The sequence below is a fragment of the Curtobacterium sp. MCSS17_015 genome (assembly GCF_003234265.2).
Lineage (GTDB): Bacteria > Actinomycetota > Actinomycetes > Actinomycetales > Microbacteriaceae > Curtobacterium.
On sequence record NZ_CP126256.1, the window covers coordinates 205834 to 219514 of the forward strand.

General features: G+C 72.3%; 13 protein-coding genes. 5 read left to right on the forward strand and 8 right to left on the reverse strand.

Annotated features, from left to right (window positions below; all coding sequences use genetic code 11):
- Positions 1 to 103: 103 nt before the first annotated feature.
- Positions 104 to 1327 carry an MFS transporter gene (locus tag DEJ18_RS00955; RefSeq protein WP_111211367.1) on the forward strand — a complete coding sequence of 408 codons (1224 nt, stop codon included), beginning with the start codon at positions 104 to 106 and terminating at the stop codon, positions 1325 to 1327.
- A 142-nt stretch (positions 1328 to 1469) separates the two neighbouring features.
- On the opposite strand, the gene mnhG is transcribed toward DEJ18_RS00955, so the two are convergent.
- The 6 genes from mnhG to DEJ18_RS00985 are packed head-to-tail and all read right to left on the reverse strand — an operon-like array spanning position 1470 to position 7923.
- The gene (gene mnhG, locus DEJ18_RS00960) at positions 1470 to 1832 is read right to left on the reverse strand and encodes a monovalent cation/H(+) antiporter subunit G (protein ID WP_111211368.1); all 363 of its coding nucleotides are present in this window, start codon (positions 1830 to 1832) and stop codon (positions 1470 to 1472) included.
- On the reverse strand, positions 1829 to 2242 hold the full coding sequence (locus DEJ18_RS00965) for an MrpF/PhaF family protein (protein WP_181431209.1): 414 nt from the start codon (positions 2240 to 2242) through the stop codon (positions 1829 to 1831). Before DEJ18_RS00965 ends, mnhG begins: the two co-directional genes overlap by 4 nt.
- Positions 2239 to 2820, reverse strand: coding sequence for a Na+/H+ antiporter subunit E (locus tag DEJ18_RS00970; protein ID WP_111211369.1), 582 nt, complete (start codon positions 2818 to 2820; stop codon positions 2239 to 2241). Before DEJ18_RS00970 ends, DEJ18_RS00965 begins: the two co-directional genes overlap by 4 nt.
- Positions 2817 to 4544 (reverse strand): Na+/H+ antiporter subunit D, encoded by a 1728-nt coding sequence (locus tag DEJ18_RS00975; protein ID WP_111082238.1) that lies wholly within the window; start codon positions 4542 to 4544, stop codon positions 2817 to 2819. Before DEJ18_RS00975 ends, DEJ18_RS00970 begins: the two co-directional genes overlap by 4 nt.
- Positions 4541 to 5029, reverse strand: a complete 489-nt coding sequence (locus DEJ18_RS00980; RefSeq protein ID WP_111082239.1) for a Na(+)/H(+) antiporter subunit C — start codon at positions 5027 to 5029, stop codon at positions 4541 to 4543. Before DEJ18_RS00980 ends, DEJ18_RS00975 begins: the two co-directional genes overlap by 4 nt.
- Positions 5026 to 7923 (reverse strand): Na+/H+ antiporter subunit A, encoded by a 2898-nt coding sequence (locus DEJ18_RS00985; protein WP_349775052.1) that lies wholly within the window; start codon positions 7921 to 7923, stop codon positions 5026 to 5028. Before DEJ18_RS00985 ends, DEJ18_RS00980 begins: the two co-directional genes overlap by 4 nt.
- A 204-nt stretch (positions 7924 to 8127) precedes the next feature.
- Here DEJ18_RS00985 and DEJ18_RS00990 point away from each other — a divergent pair, with 204 nt between their 5' ends.
- From DEJ18_RS00990 to DEJ18_RS01005, 4 genes are all read left to right on the forward strand, one after another.
- The gene (locus DEJ18_RS00990; RefSeq protein WP_146241624.1) at positions 8128 to 8748 is read left to right on the forward strand and encodes a DedA family protein; all 621 of its coding nucleotides are present in this window, start codon (positions 8128 to 8130) and stop codon (positions 8746 to 8748) included.
- 120 nt (positions 8749 to 8868) lie between these two features.
- Positions 8869 to 9777, forward strand: coding sequence for an SMP-30/gluconolactonase/LRE family protein (locus DEJ18_RS00995; protein ID WP_111211371.1), 909 nt, complete (start codon positions 8869 to 8871; stop codon positions 9775 to 9777).
- Positions 9778 to 9794: 17 nt separating this feature from the next.
- The gene (rlmC, locus tag DEJ18_RS01000) at positions 9795 to 10946 is read left to right on the forward strand and encodes a 23S rRNA (uracil(747)-C(5))-methyltransferase RlmC (protein WP_111082243.1); all 1152 of its coding nucleotides are present in this window, start codon (positions 9795 to 9797) and stop codon (positions 10944 to 10946) included.
- Positions 10947 to 11283: 337 nt separating this feature from the next.
- Positions 11284 to 11967 (forward strand): LysM peptidoglycan-binding domain-containing protein, encoded by a 684-nt coding sequence (locus DEJ18_RS01005; protein WP_111211372.1) that lies wholly within the window; start codon positions 11284 to 11286, stop codon positions 11965 to 11967.
- A gap of 87 nt (positions 11968 to 12054) precedes the next feature.
- Here the strand turns inward: DEJ18_RS01005 and DEJ18_RS01010 are convergent, their stop codons facing one another.
- The gene (locus DEJ18_RS01010; protein WP_284178038.1) at positions 12055 to 13020 is read right to left on the reverse strand and encodes an LCP family protein; all 966 of its coding nucleotides are present in this window, start codon (positions 13018 to 13020) and stop codon (positions 12055 to 12057) included.
- A gap of 162 nt (positions 13021 to 13182) precedes the next feature.
- On the reverse strand, positions 13183 to 13602 hold the full coding sequence (locus tag DEJ18_RS01015) for a MarR family winged helix-turn-helix transcriptional regulator (protein WP_111211374.1): 420 nt from the start codon (positions 13600 to 13602) through the stop codon (positions 13183 to 13185).
- Between the last annotated feature and the right edge of the window lie 79 nt (positions 13603 to 13681).

Genomic DNA, 13681 nt, shown 5'->3' on the forward strand with positions numbered 1-13681 from the left:
CAGCAACAACCGTGTATCTACCGGACGCCGGCACCCCGGCGGACAGCGGCGGCACCCGATGGGTCCGTCCGACAGGGGCGGGCCGAGAAGGCACACCCCCACCATGCTCCAACCGCGTTCCACCAGCGCGTCCCTGATCACCCTCGCCGGGCGGTCCTACTTCCCCATCGCCTTCATCGCGCGGCTCCCGTTCGCGATGATGGTCGTCGGCGTCCTGACCCTCGTCGTCGCCGCGCGTGACTCAGTCGCCCTCGGCGGTATCAACTCCGCGTCCGTCGGCATCGGGTCGGCGCTGTTCGGTCCGCTCGTCGGTGCCGCGGCCGACAAGTACGGGCAGCGGGCGGTGCTCGTCCCCGTCGGGCTCGCCAACGCGGTGCTGCTCGGCGCGCTCCCCTTCGTCGTGCAGAGCGCCGCGCCGGACCTCGCCGTCCTTGCGATGTCCTTCCTCATCGGCGCGAGCGCGCCGCAGGTCGCGCCGATGTCCCGCACCCGGCTGGTCGCGATCATCCGGAACCGGATGGACCCGAAGCGGCACGAGCGGGTCCTCAGCGGCACGATGGCGTACGAGTCCGCGGCCGACGAGACCGTCTTCATCGTCGGGCCGTTCCTGGTCGGCGTCCTCGCGAGTGCGATCGCGCCCTGGGTCGCCGTGGCCGGGGCCTCCGTGCTGACCTTCGTCTTCGTGACGGCGTTCGCACTGCACCCCACCGGTCGGCTCACGCTCGGGCACGCGTCCGACCCCCGGCCGGCGCCGGCCCGGGAGCTCCTCCGGCCCCGCCTGGTCGTCGTGGTCGTCGGCATCCTCGGCATCGGGTTCTTCTTCGGGTCGACCCTGACTTCGCTGACGGCGTTCATGGCCGACCACGGGGGATCGTCGCGCGCCGGTCTGCTCTACGGCCTGATGGGCATCGGCTCGGCCGGGCTCGCGCTCGGATCGGCGGCGTTCCCGCGGGCCTTCCGGCTCGGCTGGCGGTGGCTGGTGTTCGGCGCCGTGCTCCTGGGCTCGGCGATCGTCTTCGCCACCGCGGACTCCGTGCTCGCGGTCGGGATCGTCCTCGCGGTGATGGGCATCGGCATCGGTCCGACCCTCGTCACGCAGTACAGCCTCGGGTCTGACCGTTCACCGGTGGGCCGCTCGGCGACGACCATGACGATCCTCGGCTCGGCCGTCATCGTCGGGCAGTCGATCGCCTCGGCCGTGGTCGGCGAGGTCGCGGAGCGTGCCGGTACGCCGGCGGCGATGGCGTTCCCGGCGCTGGCCGCCGCCGTCGTCGTCCTGGCCGGCGTCGGCAACCTGGTGCTGTCCCGCCGCGACGCAGCGCGCTGACGACGAGGCCGTTCACCTCGGCCGAGCGCGGCGACGAACCTCGGGAACGACCGATCCGGGGACCGCGCGGAGCGTGAACTGGTCGAGATCGGGCACGGTGAAGGCCGCGTACCCGTGCTCTGGCGTGAACAGCGATCCCATGTCACTCGGTGTCGTCCACCAGCAGGTCCTCGTGCCGGTAGTCGCCCGAACGCAACCCGGCGCGGGCGATCATGTGCGTCGACACCGGCACGAGCGCCAGCTGGAACACCAGCGCCGGCAGCACCACCCAGAGCACCGTCCACGTCCAGACGGCGACGACGACCGCCGCCAGGCAGCAGGCCAGCCCGAGCACCTGGGGCTTCGCCATCGCGTGCAGCCGGACCAGCGGGTCCGGGAAGCGCACGATGCCGATCGCCGCGGCGAGGGACAGCGAGGCCCCCACGAGGAGCAGTGCGAGGGCGATCCACGCGCGGATGCCGGCGTCGTCGAGGAACGCCTGCAGCATGTCCGTCATCTCGGTCATCGCCGGCCTCCCGCGGTGTGGCCGTGCTCGTCCTCGGCTGCGGCGTCGTCGGCCTGACCGGCGACGGTGGCCTCGTCGGCTGCCTCCACGGCGTGCTCGGGGGTGGTGGCGTCCATGCCCTCGTCCTCCGGGTCGGTCGACGGGGTGACCGCGCGCGCGACGGCGACGGTCGCGAAGACGCTCGTCGCGGCGATGACGACCAGCACGGGAACGGCGCTGAGGTCCTGCCGGATCACCACCGCGGCGGCGATGACGAGCAGCACGGTGGTGAGCACCATGTCCGACCCGATCATCCGGTCGAGGATCGTCGGCCCGCGCACGATGCGCCCGACCGCGAGCGCCAGGGTGACTCCGAGGAGCACCAGCACGAGGGCGACCCCGACGGCCATGACGGCGAGGGCGGCGCTCACCGGGTCACCTCCGGCAGCGGCTCGGACAGTTCCGACACGTCCTGCTTCGAGCCGATCGCGCGGATCACGAGCGCCTCGATCGTCAGCGCCTCGCGGCGGGCGTGGTCGACCTGCTCGACACGCTCGGTGTCGAGCACGTGCAGGAGCAGGCGTCGTCGGCGCAGGTCCTGGTCGATCACGTACGAGCCGGGGACGAGCGAGATCGCGATGGTGGACAGGGTGAAGGTCATCTCCGACGTGGTGTGCAGCTGGACGAGGACGATCGAGCTCCTCCGGACGCCCCGGGGTCGGACCGCCACCCACGCGATCCGGAACGACGCGACGACGACGTACCCGGCCCAGACGACGAGGAACCGCAGCACCTGGAGCACGGAGAACCGAGCGGACAACGGCACCGGCGGCAACGGCAGCAGCTGCGTGACGAGCAGCGCGACGACGAGCCCACACAGCAGGGTGAGCGGTGTCCAGTTGCCCCAGAGCAGTGCCCAGAGCACGGTCAGCCCGGCGACGAGGGGCACGTCGTAGCGCCACGCCAGTGCCATCCGGCGGGCGTTCGTGAACCGGCGGACGTCCGTCATCGTGCCGCACCCCCGAGCACGGCCTGCACGTAGCGGTCCGGGGACTCGAGCGACTCGGCGGCGCGGGTCGCGTAGCCGTAGAGCGGTCCGGCGACGACCGTCAGGGCGACGGACCCGAGCACCGCCACGGTCGTCACGGCGACGAGCATCGGGGGCAGTTTCGTCCGGGCGTGCTCGGACGACGGCGCCTCGCCGTGCTCGTGCGTGTCCGACTTCGTCGGGTCGTCGAGCGTACCGATCGAGCCGTCCCCGGCCGGGGCGCGCACGACCGCGGCCCGCGCACCATCGCTGGCGGAGCCTCCCGGCCGGTCGTCGCCCTCCGGCACGGTGACGGGGGCGGGTTCCGGCGCGCGCAGGTGCTCGTGCGGTTCGGCGACGCTGGCGTGCGGCGCCGCGGCCTCGGCGGCGGGCTTCGGCCGCCAGAAGGCGGCGTCCCAGACGCGCATCAGCGCGTACAGGGTCAGGAGGCTCGTCACGACTCCGGCGCCGATCGTCAGGTAGGCCAACGGCGAGCCGTCCTCCGCCGCTGCGCGGAACAGACCGAGCTTGCCGATGAAGCCGGAGAACGGCGGGATCCCGCCCAGGTTGAACGCCGGGACCAGGTACAGGGCCGCGAGCAGGGGTGCCGCCGTGAGGAGGCCGCCCAGCGAACGGGTGGAGGTGGTGCCGCCGACCCGCTCCATGAGCCCGGAGACCAGGAACAGCGTGGTCTGCACGACGATGTGGTGCACCGTGTAGAAGACCGCCGCCGCCGTGCCGACCACCGACCCGAGGCCGATGCCCATCACCATGAAGCCGATGTGGCTGATCAGGGTGAAGGACAGCAACCGTTTCACGTCGGTCTGCGACACCGCGCCGAGCACCCCGACGATCATCGTCAGCGCCGCGACCACGAGCAGGACCGTGTTGAGCTGCGGCCGGGGGAAGATGATCGTCTCGAGCCGGATGATCGCGTAGATGCCGACCTTCGTGAGCAGGCCGGCGAACACCGCGGTGACCGGTGCGGGGGCGGTCGGGTAGGAGTCCGGCAGCCAGAACGCCAGCGGGAACACCGCCGCCTTGATGCCGAAGCCGATGAGCAACATCGTGTGGAGCAGCAGCTGGACGTGCTCGGGCAGGTCGGCCACCCGTTCGCTGATCTGCGCGATGTTCACGGTGCCGGTCGCGCCGTAGACCAGGCCGATGGCGGCGAGGAAGATCGACGACGAGATGAGGCTCGTGATGATGTACGTCGTCCCGGCCCGCACGCGCTGCACGCTGCCACCGACGGTGATGAGCACGTAGCTCGCCACCAGGAGCATCTCGAACGCGACGTACAGGTTGAACAGGTCGCCCGCGATGAACGAGTCGAGGACGCCCGCGGCGAGGACGAGGTACGTCGGGTAGAAGATCGTGACCGGGGCGTCCTCGTCGTCGTCGGCCAGGCCCTGGCCGATCGAGAACAGCAGGACGACGAGCAGCACCGACGCCGACACGGTGAGGAGCAGGGCGCTCAGCCGGTCGACCACGAGCGAGATGCCGTACGGCGCCTGCCAGCCGCCGACCTGCACGACGATCGTGCCGTGCCGGTCGACGAGGACCATGAGGGCCACGGCCACGGCGACCGCGATGACGAGCACCGCGACCGTGATCGCACGCTGCAGCTGCTGGTGGCGGAGCAGGCCGAGGGCGACGGCGGCGCCGAGCAGGGGGACGAGGACCAGGAGCGGGACGAGGGAGGTCACGGGCGGGCCTGCTCTCGGTCGGTGTCGTGCGGGGTGGTGACGTGCGGGTCGTCCGCGTCCTCCGGGGCCTTCGGGTCGCGCCGTGCACGCGGGTCGTCCTCTTCCGCCAGCTCGGGGTCGTCGTCGGCCGGGTCGTCCCGGTCGTGGCGGATCGCGACGTCGGCCTCGTCCACCTCGACCTCGTCGGCGCGGGACAACCGCCAGGAGCGGTGGATGAGCGCGAGGAGGAACGCGCTGACGGCGAAGGTGATGACGATCGCGGTGAGGGCGAAGGCCTGGGGGAGCGGGTCGGTGATGCCGTCCGCGGTCTTCCCGATCGGCGGGTCGCCCGCGGCGCCGGACATGGTCAGCAGCAGCAGGTTGAGCGCGTTGCCGAGCAGGAGGAAGCCGAGCAGCATCCGGGTCAGGGAGCGTTCGAGGAGCAGGTAGACGCCGCACGAGAACAGCACGGCCATCGCGATGACGAGGACGAGGGTGACGGTCATGCGTTGGTTCCCTCCATGGTGTCAGCGGTGGCGGTGTCGGTGCCGGTGGTGCGACGGTCCGCGATGCGCTGGCGGTCGACCTCGGCCCCGAGCGAGCGGAGGACGTCGAGCACGAGCCCGACCACGACGAGGTAGACGCCGATGTCGAAGAACGTCGCGGTGACGAACTCGACGTGCCCGAGCACCGGGACGGTCGCCTCGAAGAACTCGGAGTAGAGCGCCTCCTTGCCGGCGACCATCGGCACGATCGCGGTGACGGCCGCGGTGGCGACCCCGAGCCCGAGGAGACGGCCGGCCCGGATGGGGGCGGCCGCACCGAGTTCGGCCGGACCGCCCGCCAGGTACCGGGCGGCGAGGGCGATGCCGGCGACCAGACCACCGGCGAAACCACCACCGGCCGAGTTGTGGCCGGCGAACAGCAGGTACAGCGACAGCACGATGAGCCCGTGGAACAGCAGGCGGACGACGATGTCGAGCAGCGCGGAGCGTCCGGTCGGGATCGCGGCGCTCGTCGGGAGCCACGCGCGGGGTTCGCCGTCGGCCCGGTCGTCGCCGCTCGCGACCGACGAGGGCATGTCCCGGAGGCGGGGCAGGGTGTCCTCGCGGGAGTTCACGAAGATGAGGCTCGCGACGCCCGTCGCCGCGGCGACCACGACGGTGAGCTCGCCGAGCGTGTCCCAGCCACGCAGGTCGACCAGGGCGACGTTGACCACGTTGAGTCCGTGCCCGAAGGAGCTCGTCAGCGCGGGCAGGTCCGGCCAGAGCGGTTCGGCGGTACGGGCGGAGGCGGCGACGATGACCACGATCGCGAGGGTGATGCCGGCCAGGGCGGCGAAGAGGGCCCGGAGCACGCGGAAGCGCGAGGGGTTGGCGGTTCCGATGCGCGGGGGCAGCCGACGGAGCACGAGCACGAAGGCGATCAGCGTCACGGTCTCGACGACGAGCTGCGTGAGCGCGAGGTCGACGGCGCCGTGCAGCAGGAAGAGCATCGCGGTGCCGTAGCCCGTCACGCCGACCAGGACGGCCGCGGCGAACCGGGTCTTCGCGGCGAGGACGGCGACCGCGGCGGCCGACATCACGAGGACCACGGGGATCTGCCCCCAGGTGTCGGCGAAGCGGACGTGGAACGACCACGGACCGCCGACCACGAGGTTCGCGATGGCGCCGGCGACGAAGACCGACAGGATGACGGTGAGGTAGTAGGGGAGCGAGCCGCGCTGGAGACCGGCGGTGAGCCAGGTCGCGAAACGGTCCAGGCCGCGCATCATCCGGCGGTAGTTCGCGGACGCCGACGGGGAGCCCGCCAGGCGGTGCTGCACGGCCTCGACGCGGGTGCGGAGCAGGAAGAGGACGGCGCCGCCGACGAGGGTCAGCGCCGAGATGCCGAGAGCCGGTTCGAGACCGTGCCAGAGCGCCAGGTGCGGGACCTCGCCGGAGCCGTGCCGTGCTGCGGCCGCGGCGGACTCGAAGCCGTGCGCGACGAACGGGGTCGCGAGCCCGAGCACGAGGCCCGTGACGCCGAGCACCGACGGGACGACGCCCAGGCCGTGCAGTGCGTGCGGCTCGGTCTGCGGGACGCCGGACTTCCGCGCGAAGGTGCCCCAGAAGAACCGGCAGGAGTACGCCACCGTCAGGACGGAGCCGAGCGTGACCCCGACCAGTGCGACCCAGGCCCACCCGGCGTCGGCACTGTGCAGCTCCTCGACGAACCCGGTGAGCACGGCCTCCTTCGCGACGAAACCGATGAGCGGTGGGATGCCCGACATCGAGGCGAGCGCGAGCACCGCGACGGCCGCGAGCCACGGCAGCCGACGCCCCACACCGCTGAGCTTCCAGAGGTCACGGGTGCCGGCGACGTGGTCGACCGTGCCGACGACCAGGAACAGGGTCGACTTGAACGTGGCGTGGGCGACGAGGAGCACGACCCCGCCGAGGGCGAGTTCCGGCACGCCCCACCCGCTCGCGAGCACGAGGAACCCGAGCTGGGCGACCGTCCCGTAGGCGAGCAGGAGCTTGAGGTCGGTCTGGCGGAGGGCCCGGTACCCGCCGACGAGCATGCCCAGCACCCCGAGGACGGTGATCGTCTCGCGCCACCCGTCGAGCAGCGCGAACGCCGGAGCGAGCCGGGCGACCAGGTAGATGCCGGCCTTGACCATCGCGGCGGCGTGCAGGTAGGCGCTGACCGGGGTCGGCGCGGCCATCGCTGCGGGCAGCCAGAAGTGGAAGGGGACGATCGCGGACTTCGTCAGTGCGCCGACGAGCACGAGCACCACGGACACCGACACGGCGGTGCCGGTCGGCGGTGCGGCGATGATCCCCGACAGCGAGGTGGTGCCGGCGGCGACGGACACGACGACCAGGCCGGCCAGCATCGCGAGCCCGCCGGCCGTGGTGACCACGAGCGCCTGCATGGCCGCAGCGCGACTGGCACGCTTGACGGCGTCGTGCCCGATGAGCAGGTACGAGAAGACCGTCGTGGCCTCCCACAGGACGAACAGCACGATGACGTCGTCGGCGATCACGAGGCCGTACATCGACCCGGCGAAGGCGGTCAGCACGCCGGCGAACCGACCGAGTCCGGGCTCGTCGTCGGGGAAGTACGACGCGCAGTAGACGAGCACGAGGGCTCCGACCGCGGTGACCACGAGCGCGAGCACCCACGACAGCGCGTCGACCCGGAACGCCAGGTCGAGGGCGAGTTGGGGGATCCAGCGCACCCGCTCGGTGACGCCGGTCTCGAGGGCGGACCGGGTCTGCGTCAGGGTGAGGACCGCGGCGGCCACGGGGGCGAGGGCGGCGACGAAGAAGACGCGGCGCCCCAGCAGGGGGGTGAGTGCGGGGACGACGAGTGCGATGACGCCGAACGCGATGAGGACGGTGGACAAGCGGGGCACCTCCTCGGGGGTCGGGCTGCAGTCCGGCTCTCTTGGTTCCTCACAGCCTACGGAGAGGTGGATGGGCAGACCCTGTGGAGTCCGTCAGGTTCGCCCGCACGGGTGCATGCTCCGCATCCAGGTCGGCGGTCGGCCGACCCGTCGAGCGCCGGGACCTGGGATGATCGTCAGCGGTGCGCGCTCGGCGTGCCGTGGAGGTGACCGGTGGACGCAGCAGAACAGATGGTGCTGCAGCTCGTCGGCACCCCGTGGGCGTTCCTCGCCGTCGGACTCGTGCTCGCGGTGGGCAGCGTCGCGGTGTTCCTCCCCAGTCAGGCGATGGTCGTCGCGATCGGCACGCTCCTGGTCGGCGGGGACGGCGGTCTCCTGCCGGTGGTGTTCCTCGTCGTCGCGGCGACGATCGGCATGGTGCTCGGGGACCTCGGGCTCTACCACCTGGCGCGATCCGCGGACCTCGGCTCGAGGTCGTGGTTCACCCGACCGAAGGTCAGCAAGGCACGGGAGGCGATCGACGAGCGGTACCGCGCCGCCCCAGGTCGCATCGCCGTCCTCGGTCGGTTCATCCCGATGGGACGGCTCACGACGAACCTCGTCGGCGCCGACAGCGGTCTCGACGTCCGGCGCTTCCTGCTCAGCTGCCTGCTCGCCGACGTCGTCTGGGCGGCCTACTGCGTCGGCATCGCGGCGGCCACCGGCGGGTGGAGCCGCGACCGGCCGTTCCTCGTGACCGTGCTGGCGGTCGTGGCCTCGATCCTCCTCGGGCTCGGCATCTCGGCGGTCGAGAAGGCCCTGCGCCGACGCGGTGAGGCGGCGGCTGCGGCCTGAGCCGCCCGCACCGAGCTGATCGAGCCGCCCGTCCCGCGCGGCTCGGACCGCCCATCCCGCCGGGGGGCCGACGAGTCGGGCCCGTAGCGTGGCCGTACCGTCCGTGTCCGAAGGAGAACCGTGCCCGCGCCGAGCCTCACCGACCTCGTCCCCGACCCGACCGCGCTCGAGACGCTCGACACCGGCAGCACGTGGGCGGAGGGGCCCTGCTGGATCCCCGCCACCCGCACGCTCCGCTGGTCCGACATCCCCGGGGACCGTGTCCTGCAGTGGTCGGCGGCGGACGGCGCCGTCACGGAGTACGCCACGGGGGTCGAGTTCACCAACGGCCGGACGCTCGACCGCGACGGCTCGGTGGTGCAGTGCTCGCACGGGCTCCGGCGCGTCGAGCGCGACCGGGACGGCACCGTCACGCCGGTGACCACGAGCTGGGGTGCGGTCCGCTTCAACTCCCCGAACGACGTCGTCGTCACGCGGGACGGCAGCGTCTGGTTCACCGACCCGGCGTACGGCATCACGCAGCCGCGCGAGGGACACCCGGGCGCGCGGGAGTACGGCGACCACTGGGTGTTCCGCTGCGGGCCGGACGGCGAGGACCTCCGGCCGGTCGTGCTCGACGTCGACGAACCGAACGGACTGGCCTTTTCGCCCGACGAGCGGGTGCTCTACGTCGCCAGTTCCGACCGAGCCCGGCCGGTGATCCGGGCCTACGACGTGGTGACGGACGGCGACGCCGCTCCCGGCCTGCCCGGCGTCCGGGTCAAGAACGGCCGCGACCTCGTGCGCTTCGCGCCGGGTGAGGGTGTGCCGGACGGCATCCGCGTCGACGAGGGGGGCCGGCTGTGGTCGTCCTCCGCCGTCGGGGTGTTCGTGCACACCGCGGACGGCACGCGCATCGGCACGGTCCCCGTGCCCGAGGTCGTCGCGAACCTCTGTTTCGGCGGCGACGACGGCCGCACCCTCTTCGTCACCGCGACGACCTCGGTGCACCGCATCCGGACCACGACCCGGGACGCCGCCCGCCGCTGACGTATCCTGGCTCGGCCATGCAGTGCGACTACTTCGACCGCGGGGTGTGCCGGTCGTGCACCCTGATGGGCCAGCCCTACGGCGACCAGGTGCTCGACAAGGAGCTCCGCACCCGTGAGCTCCTCCACGACGCGGTCGAGGCGGCCGGCGGCCCCGGGGCGGTCGAATGGCTGCCGGCGGTCACGAGCCCCGAGTCCGGCTACCGCAACAAGGCGAAGATGGTCGTCGGCGGTTCGGTGCAGCACCCGACGGTCGGCATCCTGGACGAGCGGCAGCGCGGGGTCGACCTGCGGCACTGCGGCATCTGCACCCCGGGCATCCAGCGCGCGCTCCCCGTGCTCGCCGACTTCGTGTCGTCGGCAGGGCTCATCCCCTACGACGTCCGGCAGCGCCGGGGCGAGCTGAAGTACGTGCTCGTCACCGAGTCGCCGGACGCCGAGCTCATGGTGCGGTTCGTCCTCCGCTCCGAGGGGCAGCTCCCGCGACTGCGCGAGCACCTCGACGCGCTCCGACGGGTCCTGCCGCAGGCGGTCGTCGTGACGGCGAACCTGCTGCCCGAGCACAAGGCCGTCACCGAGGGGGACCGGGAGGTCGTCCTCACCGAGCAGCAGACCCTCCCGATGCGCCTGGGTCCGGTGACGATGCACCTGCGCCCGCAGAGCTTCTTCCAGACGAACACCGCCGTCGCGACGCAGCTGTACGCCCAGGCGTCGTCGTGGATCGACGAGGTCGACCCGGTGTCGATGTGGGACCTGTACTGCGGTGTCGGTGGCTTCGCCCTGCACGCCGCTCGTCCGGGCCGCGCGGTCACCGGGATCGAGACGAGCCGTGAGGCAATCGTGTCCGCCAAGCAGTCCGCGCGCGAGGCGGGTCTGTCCGACGTCCGGTTCGCCGCCGACGACGCGACGGCGCACGCCCTGCGCACGCGGCCCGGTTCGACGCCGGAACTCGTCGTGGTGAACCCACCCCGGCGCGGCATCGGGGCCGAGCTGTCGGGGTGGTTCGAGACGTCGGACGTCCGTCACGTCGTCTACTCGAGCTGCAACCCGGTGACCCTCGCGCGCGACCTCGCGGCGATGCCGTCGTTCCGGCTGCGGCGGGCCCGCGTCCTCGACATGTTCCCGCAGACGGGGCACCTCGAGGCCGTCACGCTGCTCTCGCGGGACTGACGGCCGGGAGGCGCGGTGCGGGCCGGTCACGGCCCTCCCGTCGGGGTCCGGTACCGCCCGCAGCCGGATTGCCAGGGAACTCGGAAGGTCGTGTACCCGGGTACGTGCCGATCGCCGCAGGCGTGCCGATCGGGGCCTCCATCGAGAGGCGAGGGGTACATACCACTGACGGGCAGAACCATTTGTCTCAGTTTGATAACGAGCCAGAGTTTCCTATGGTGGCCGACCGTGACGCCGGCGCGGAGGCTGCCCCCGGCGACACCATCAGACTGACCGCGATCGGTCGGGGTGGGCAGCCGCGTCGGGAACGACGACGCGACCCCGGTGGAGCAACGACATGAAGAACCACACCCGAACCCGCGCCCTCGTCGGCGGACTCGCCTTCGCCGGCATCGCCGCGACGGGCGTCGGTCTCGCGGCTGCACCGGCCAGCGCGGCCGACGGCTCGACCTGGGACGCCCTGGCGGCCTGCGAGTCCAGCGGCAACTGGGCCACGAACACCGGCAATGGTTACTACGGTGGCCTGCAGTTCACGCAGAGCACCTGGGCCGCCAACGGCGGCACCGGCAGCCCGGCGGGCGCCAGCCGTGAGACGCAGATCGCGGTGGCCGAGAACGTCCTGGCCACGCAGGGCTGGGGCGCGTGGCCGGCCTGCTCCGCGAAGCTGGGCCTGAGCGGCACCAGCGGTGCGGCTCCGGCACCGGTCCAGCAGCCGGCCGCTCCGGCACCCGCCCCGGCGGCACCGGCGGCCCCCGCCCAGCAGGCGGCTCCCGCCGAGCAGGCCGCGCCCGCGCAGCAGGCGGCTCCGAGCACGCCGGCTCCGTCGGCGACCTCGAGCAAGCCGGCCGCCGTGGCCACGAGTGGCAAGACCGTCAAGGTGGTGTCCGGCGACACGCTCGACACCATCGCGACGAAGCTCGGCATCGAGGGGGGCTGGAAGCAGCTGTGGGCGGCGAACACGTCGACCATCGACGACGCCAACCTCATCTACGCGGGGCAGACCCTGCAGCTCCCGGCCTGACGCCCGAGCGTCGCGCAGCCGATCGGAAGCGCCCCACGACCTCGGTCGTGGGGCGCTTCGTCGTGGCGCTCCGGTCGCCGGCGGTGCTCAGCCCCGAGCGCTGACCGCGCCCGTCCGGTGGTGGGCCAGCCAGCCGTCGACGTCATCAGAGCGCAGGGCGATCGTCAGCGCGGTGAGTTCCCCTCGGTCCACCTCGACGTAGTCCTGCCCGTCGGGGCTGGTGCCACCGCCGGCGGTCGGCAGCGTGAACGTCTCGAGGTCCTGCGGTCGGACGGAGCGGAGCGACCAACCGAGGTCGACGACGGCCCCGAAGGTGAGACCGGGATCGACGGAGAGGTACTCGCTCGTCGAGGTCACGAACTGCTGCAGGGCCCCCGGGTCGGTCAGGGTGCCCTGCGAGAGCACCTTCTCGAGGAGTCCGCGGATGAAGGCCTGCTGGTTCCGGACCCGCGTGTGGTCGGCGTCGGCGAAGGCGTACCGCTCGCGCACGAAGGTGAGCGCTTCCGCTCCGTCGAGCTCGTTCGGCCCCGCCGCGAAGTGGTGTCCGCGAGCGTCGAAGGCCTCCGGGGACCGGACGGTGACACCACCGAGGGCGTCGGTCATGCCGGCGAACCCGGCGAAGTCGATCTCGGCCACGTGGTCGATCCGGACGTCGAGCAGCTGCTCCACGGTCTGTACGGTCAACGGCACACCTCCCCACGAGTACGCCGCGTTGATCTTCGCCCTGCCGTGGCCCGGGACGTCGACCCACGAGTCGCGCAGGATCGACATGAGGGAGACGTGCCGCCGGTCGCCCGCGATGTGCGCGAGCATCAGCGTGTCCGAGCGGCCGCCGATCGTCCCGTCGTGCTCGGGGTCGAGGTGTGCGCGCGAGTCCGACCCGATGAGCAGGACGTCGACCGCGTCGTCGGCGTCCGCCGGTCGGTCGCCGGTCGGGAAGGTGTCGTCCAGCACGGTGTGCCCGGCGTCGTACCGCTGCGCGAGTCCGCCGATGAAGGTGCTCACGACCACGGCGAGGACCACCGCGACGGCGGTGAGCGACCCGGCGGCCACGAGGACCGCCGTCAGCCACGCTGGTCGGCGTCGAGCGGACGGCGCGGTTCGGTGAGCGGGCGGCGCCGCGACCCGGCGACCGGACATGGGACTCCCTGGAGACAGGTCGGCCCTGATGCCGACCCATCCAGCGTCTCACATATCGGATACCAGCGCCAGGTGTCAGTCGTCCGGTCGCGACGGCCCGGCGCCTGCGAGGATCGCGCTGAGGTGCCGCCGGAGGTCGGGGTCGTCCGGCAGGACCTCGCGCTCGATGTGCTTCGCGGTGTCCCACATCGTGCGGCCGTGCTCGGTCACCGTCACGACGCGCCGCCGTCCGTCGGCGGGGTGTGGACCGCGCTCGATCATCCCGTCACGCTCGAGTCGCTCGAGGGTCCGTGACATCGTCTGCGGCTGCACGCGGGCCGTCCTGGCGATGACGTCGGCGCCCGTCGGGCCGTTGCGGAGCGCGATGTCGAGTGCGATGAGCGCCGCATGGGGCAGTCCGATGGCCCGGAGTCGTTCGTCCCACTCGCGTTCGACGGCCCGTGCCGCTGCGGCCAGCAGTCGTCCGATCGGCCACTGCGCGGGCTCGTCCTCCATGCGGCGAGTCTACGGTGGGGGCATCGGACGACCTGGTGCGCCAGAGTGTTCAGCATGCTGACTACTCGTGTACGCTCGC

Bases quoted from the DNA above. Each gene is read 5' to 3' on its own strand.
- DEJ18_RS00955 (WP_111211367.1), top strand. From the start codon at position 104: ATGCTCCAACCGCGTTCCACCAGCGCGTCCCTGATCACCCTCGCCGGG.
- mnhG (WP_111211368.1), bottom strand. From the start codon at position 1,832: ATGACCGAGATGACGGACATGCTGCAGGCGTTCCTCGACGACGCCGGC.
- DEJ18_RS00970 (WP_111211369.1), bottom strand. From the start codon at position 2,820: ATGACGGACGTCCGCCGGTTCACGAACGCCCGCCGGATGGCACTGGCG.
- DEJ18_RS00980 (WP_111082239.1), bottom strand. From the start codon at position 5,029: ATGACCGTCACCCTCGTCCTCGTCATCGCGATGGCCGTGCTGTTCTCG.
- rlmC (WP_111082243.1), top strand. From the start codon at position 9,795: ATGCAGTGCGACTACTTCGACCGCGGGGTGTGCCGGTCGTGCACCCTG.
- DEJ18_RS01005 (WP_111211372.1), top strand. From the start codon at position 11,284: ATGAAGAACCACACCCGAACCCGCGCCCTCGTCGGCGGACTCGCCTTC.
- DEJ18_RS01015 (WP_111211374.1), bottom strand. From the start codon at position 13,602: ATGGAGGACGAGCCCGCGCAGTGGCCGATCGGACGACTGCTGGCCGCA.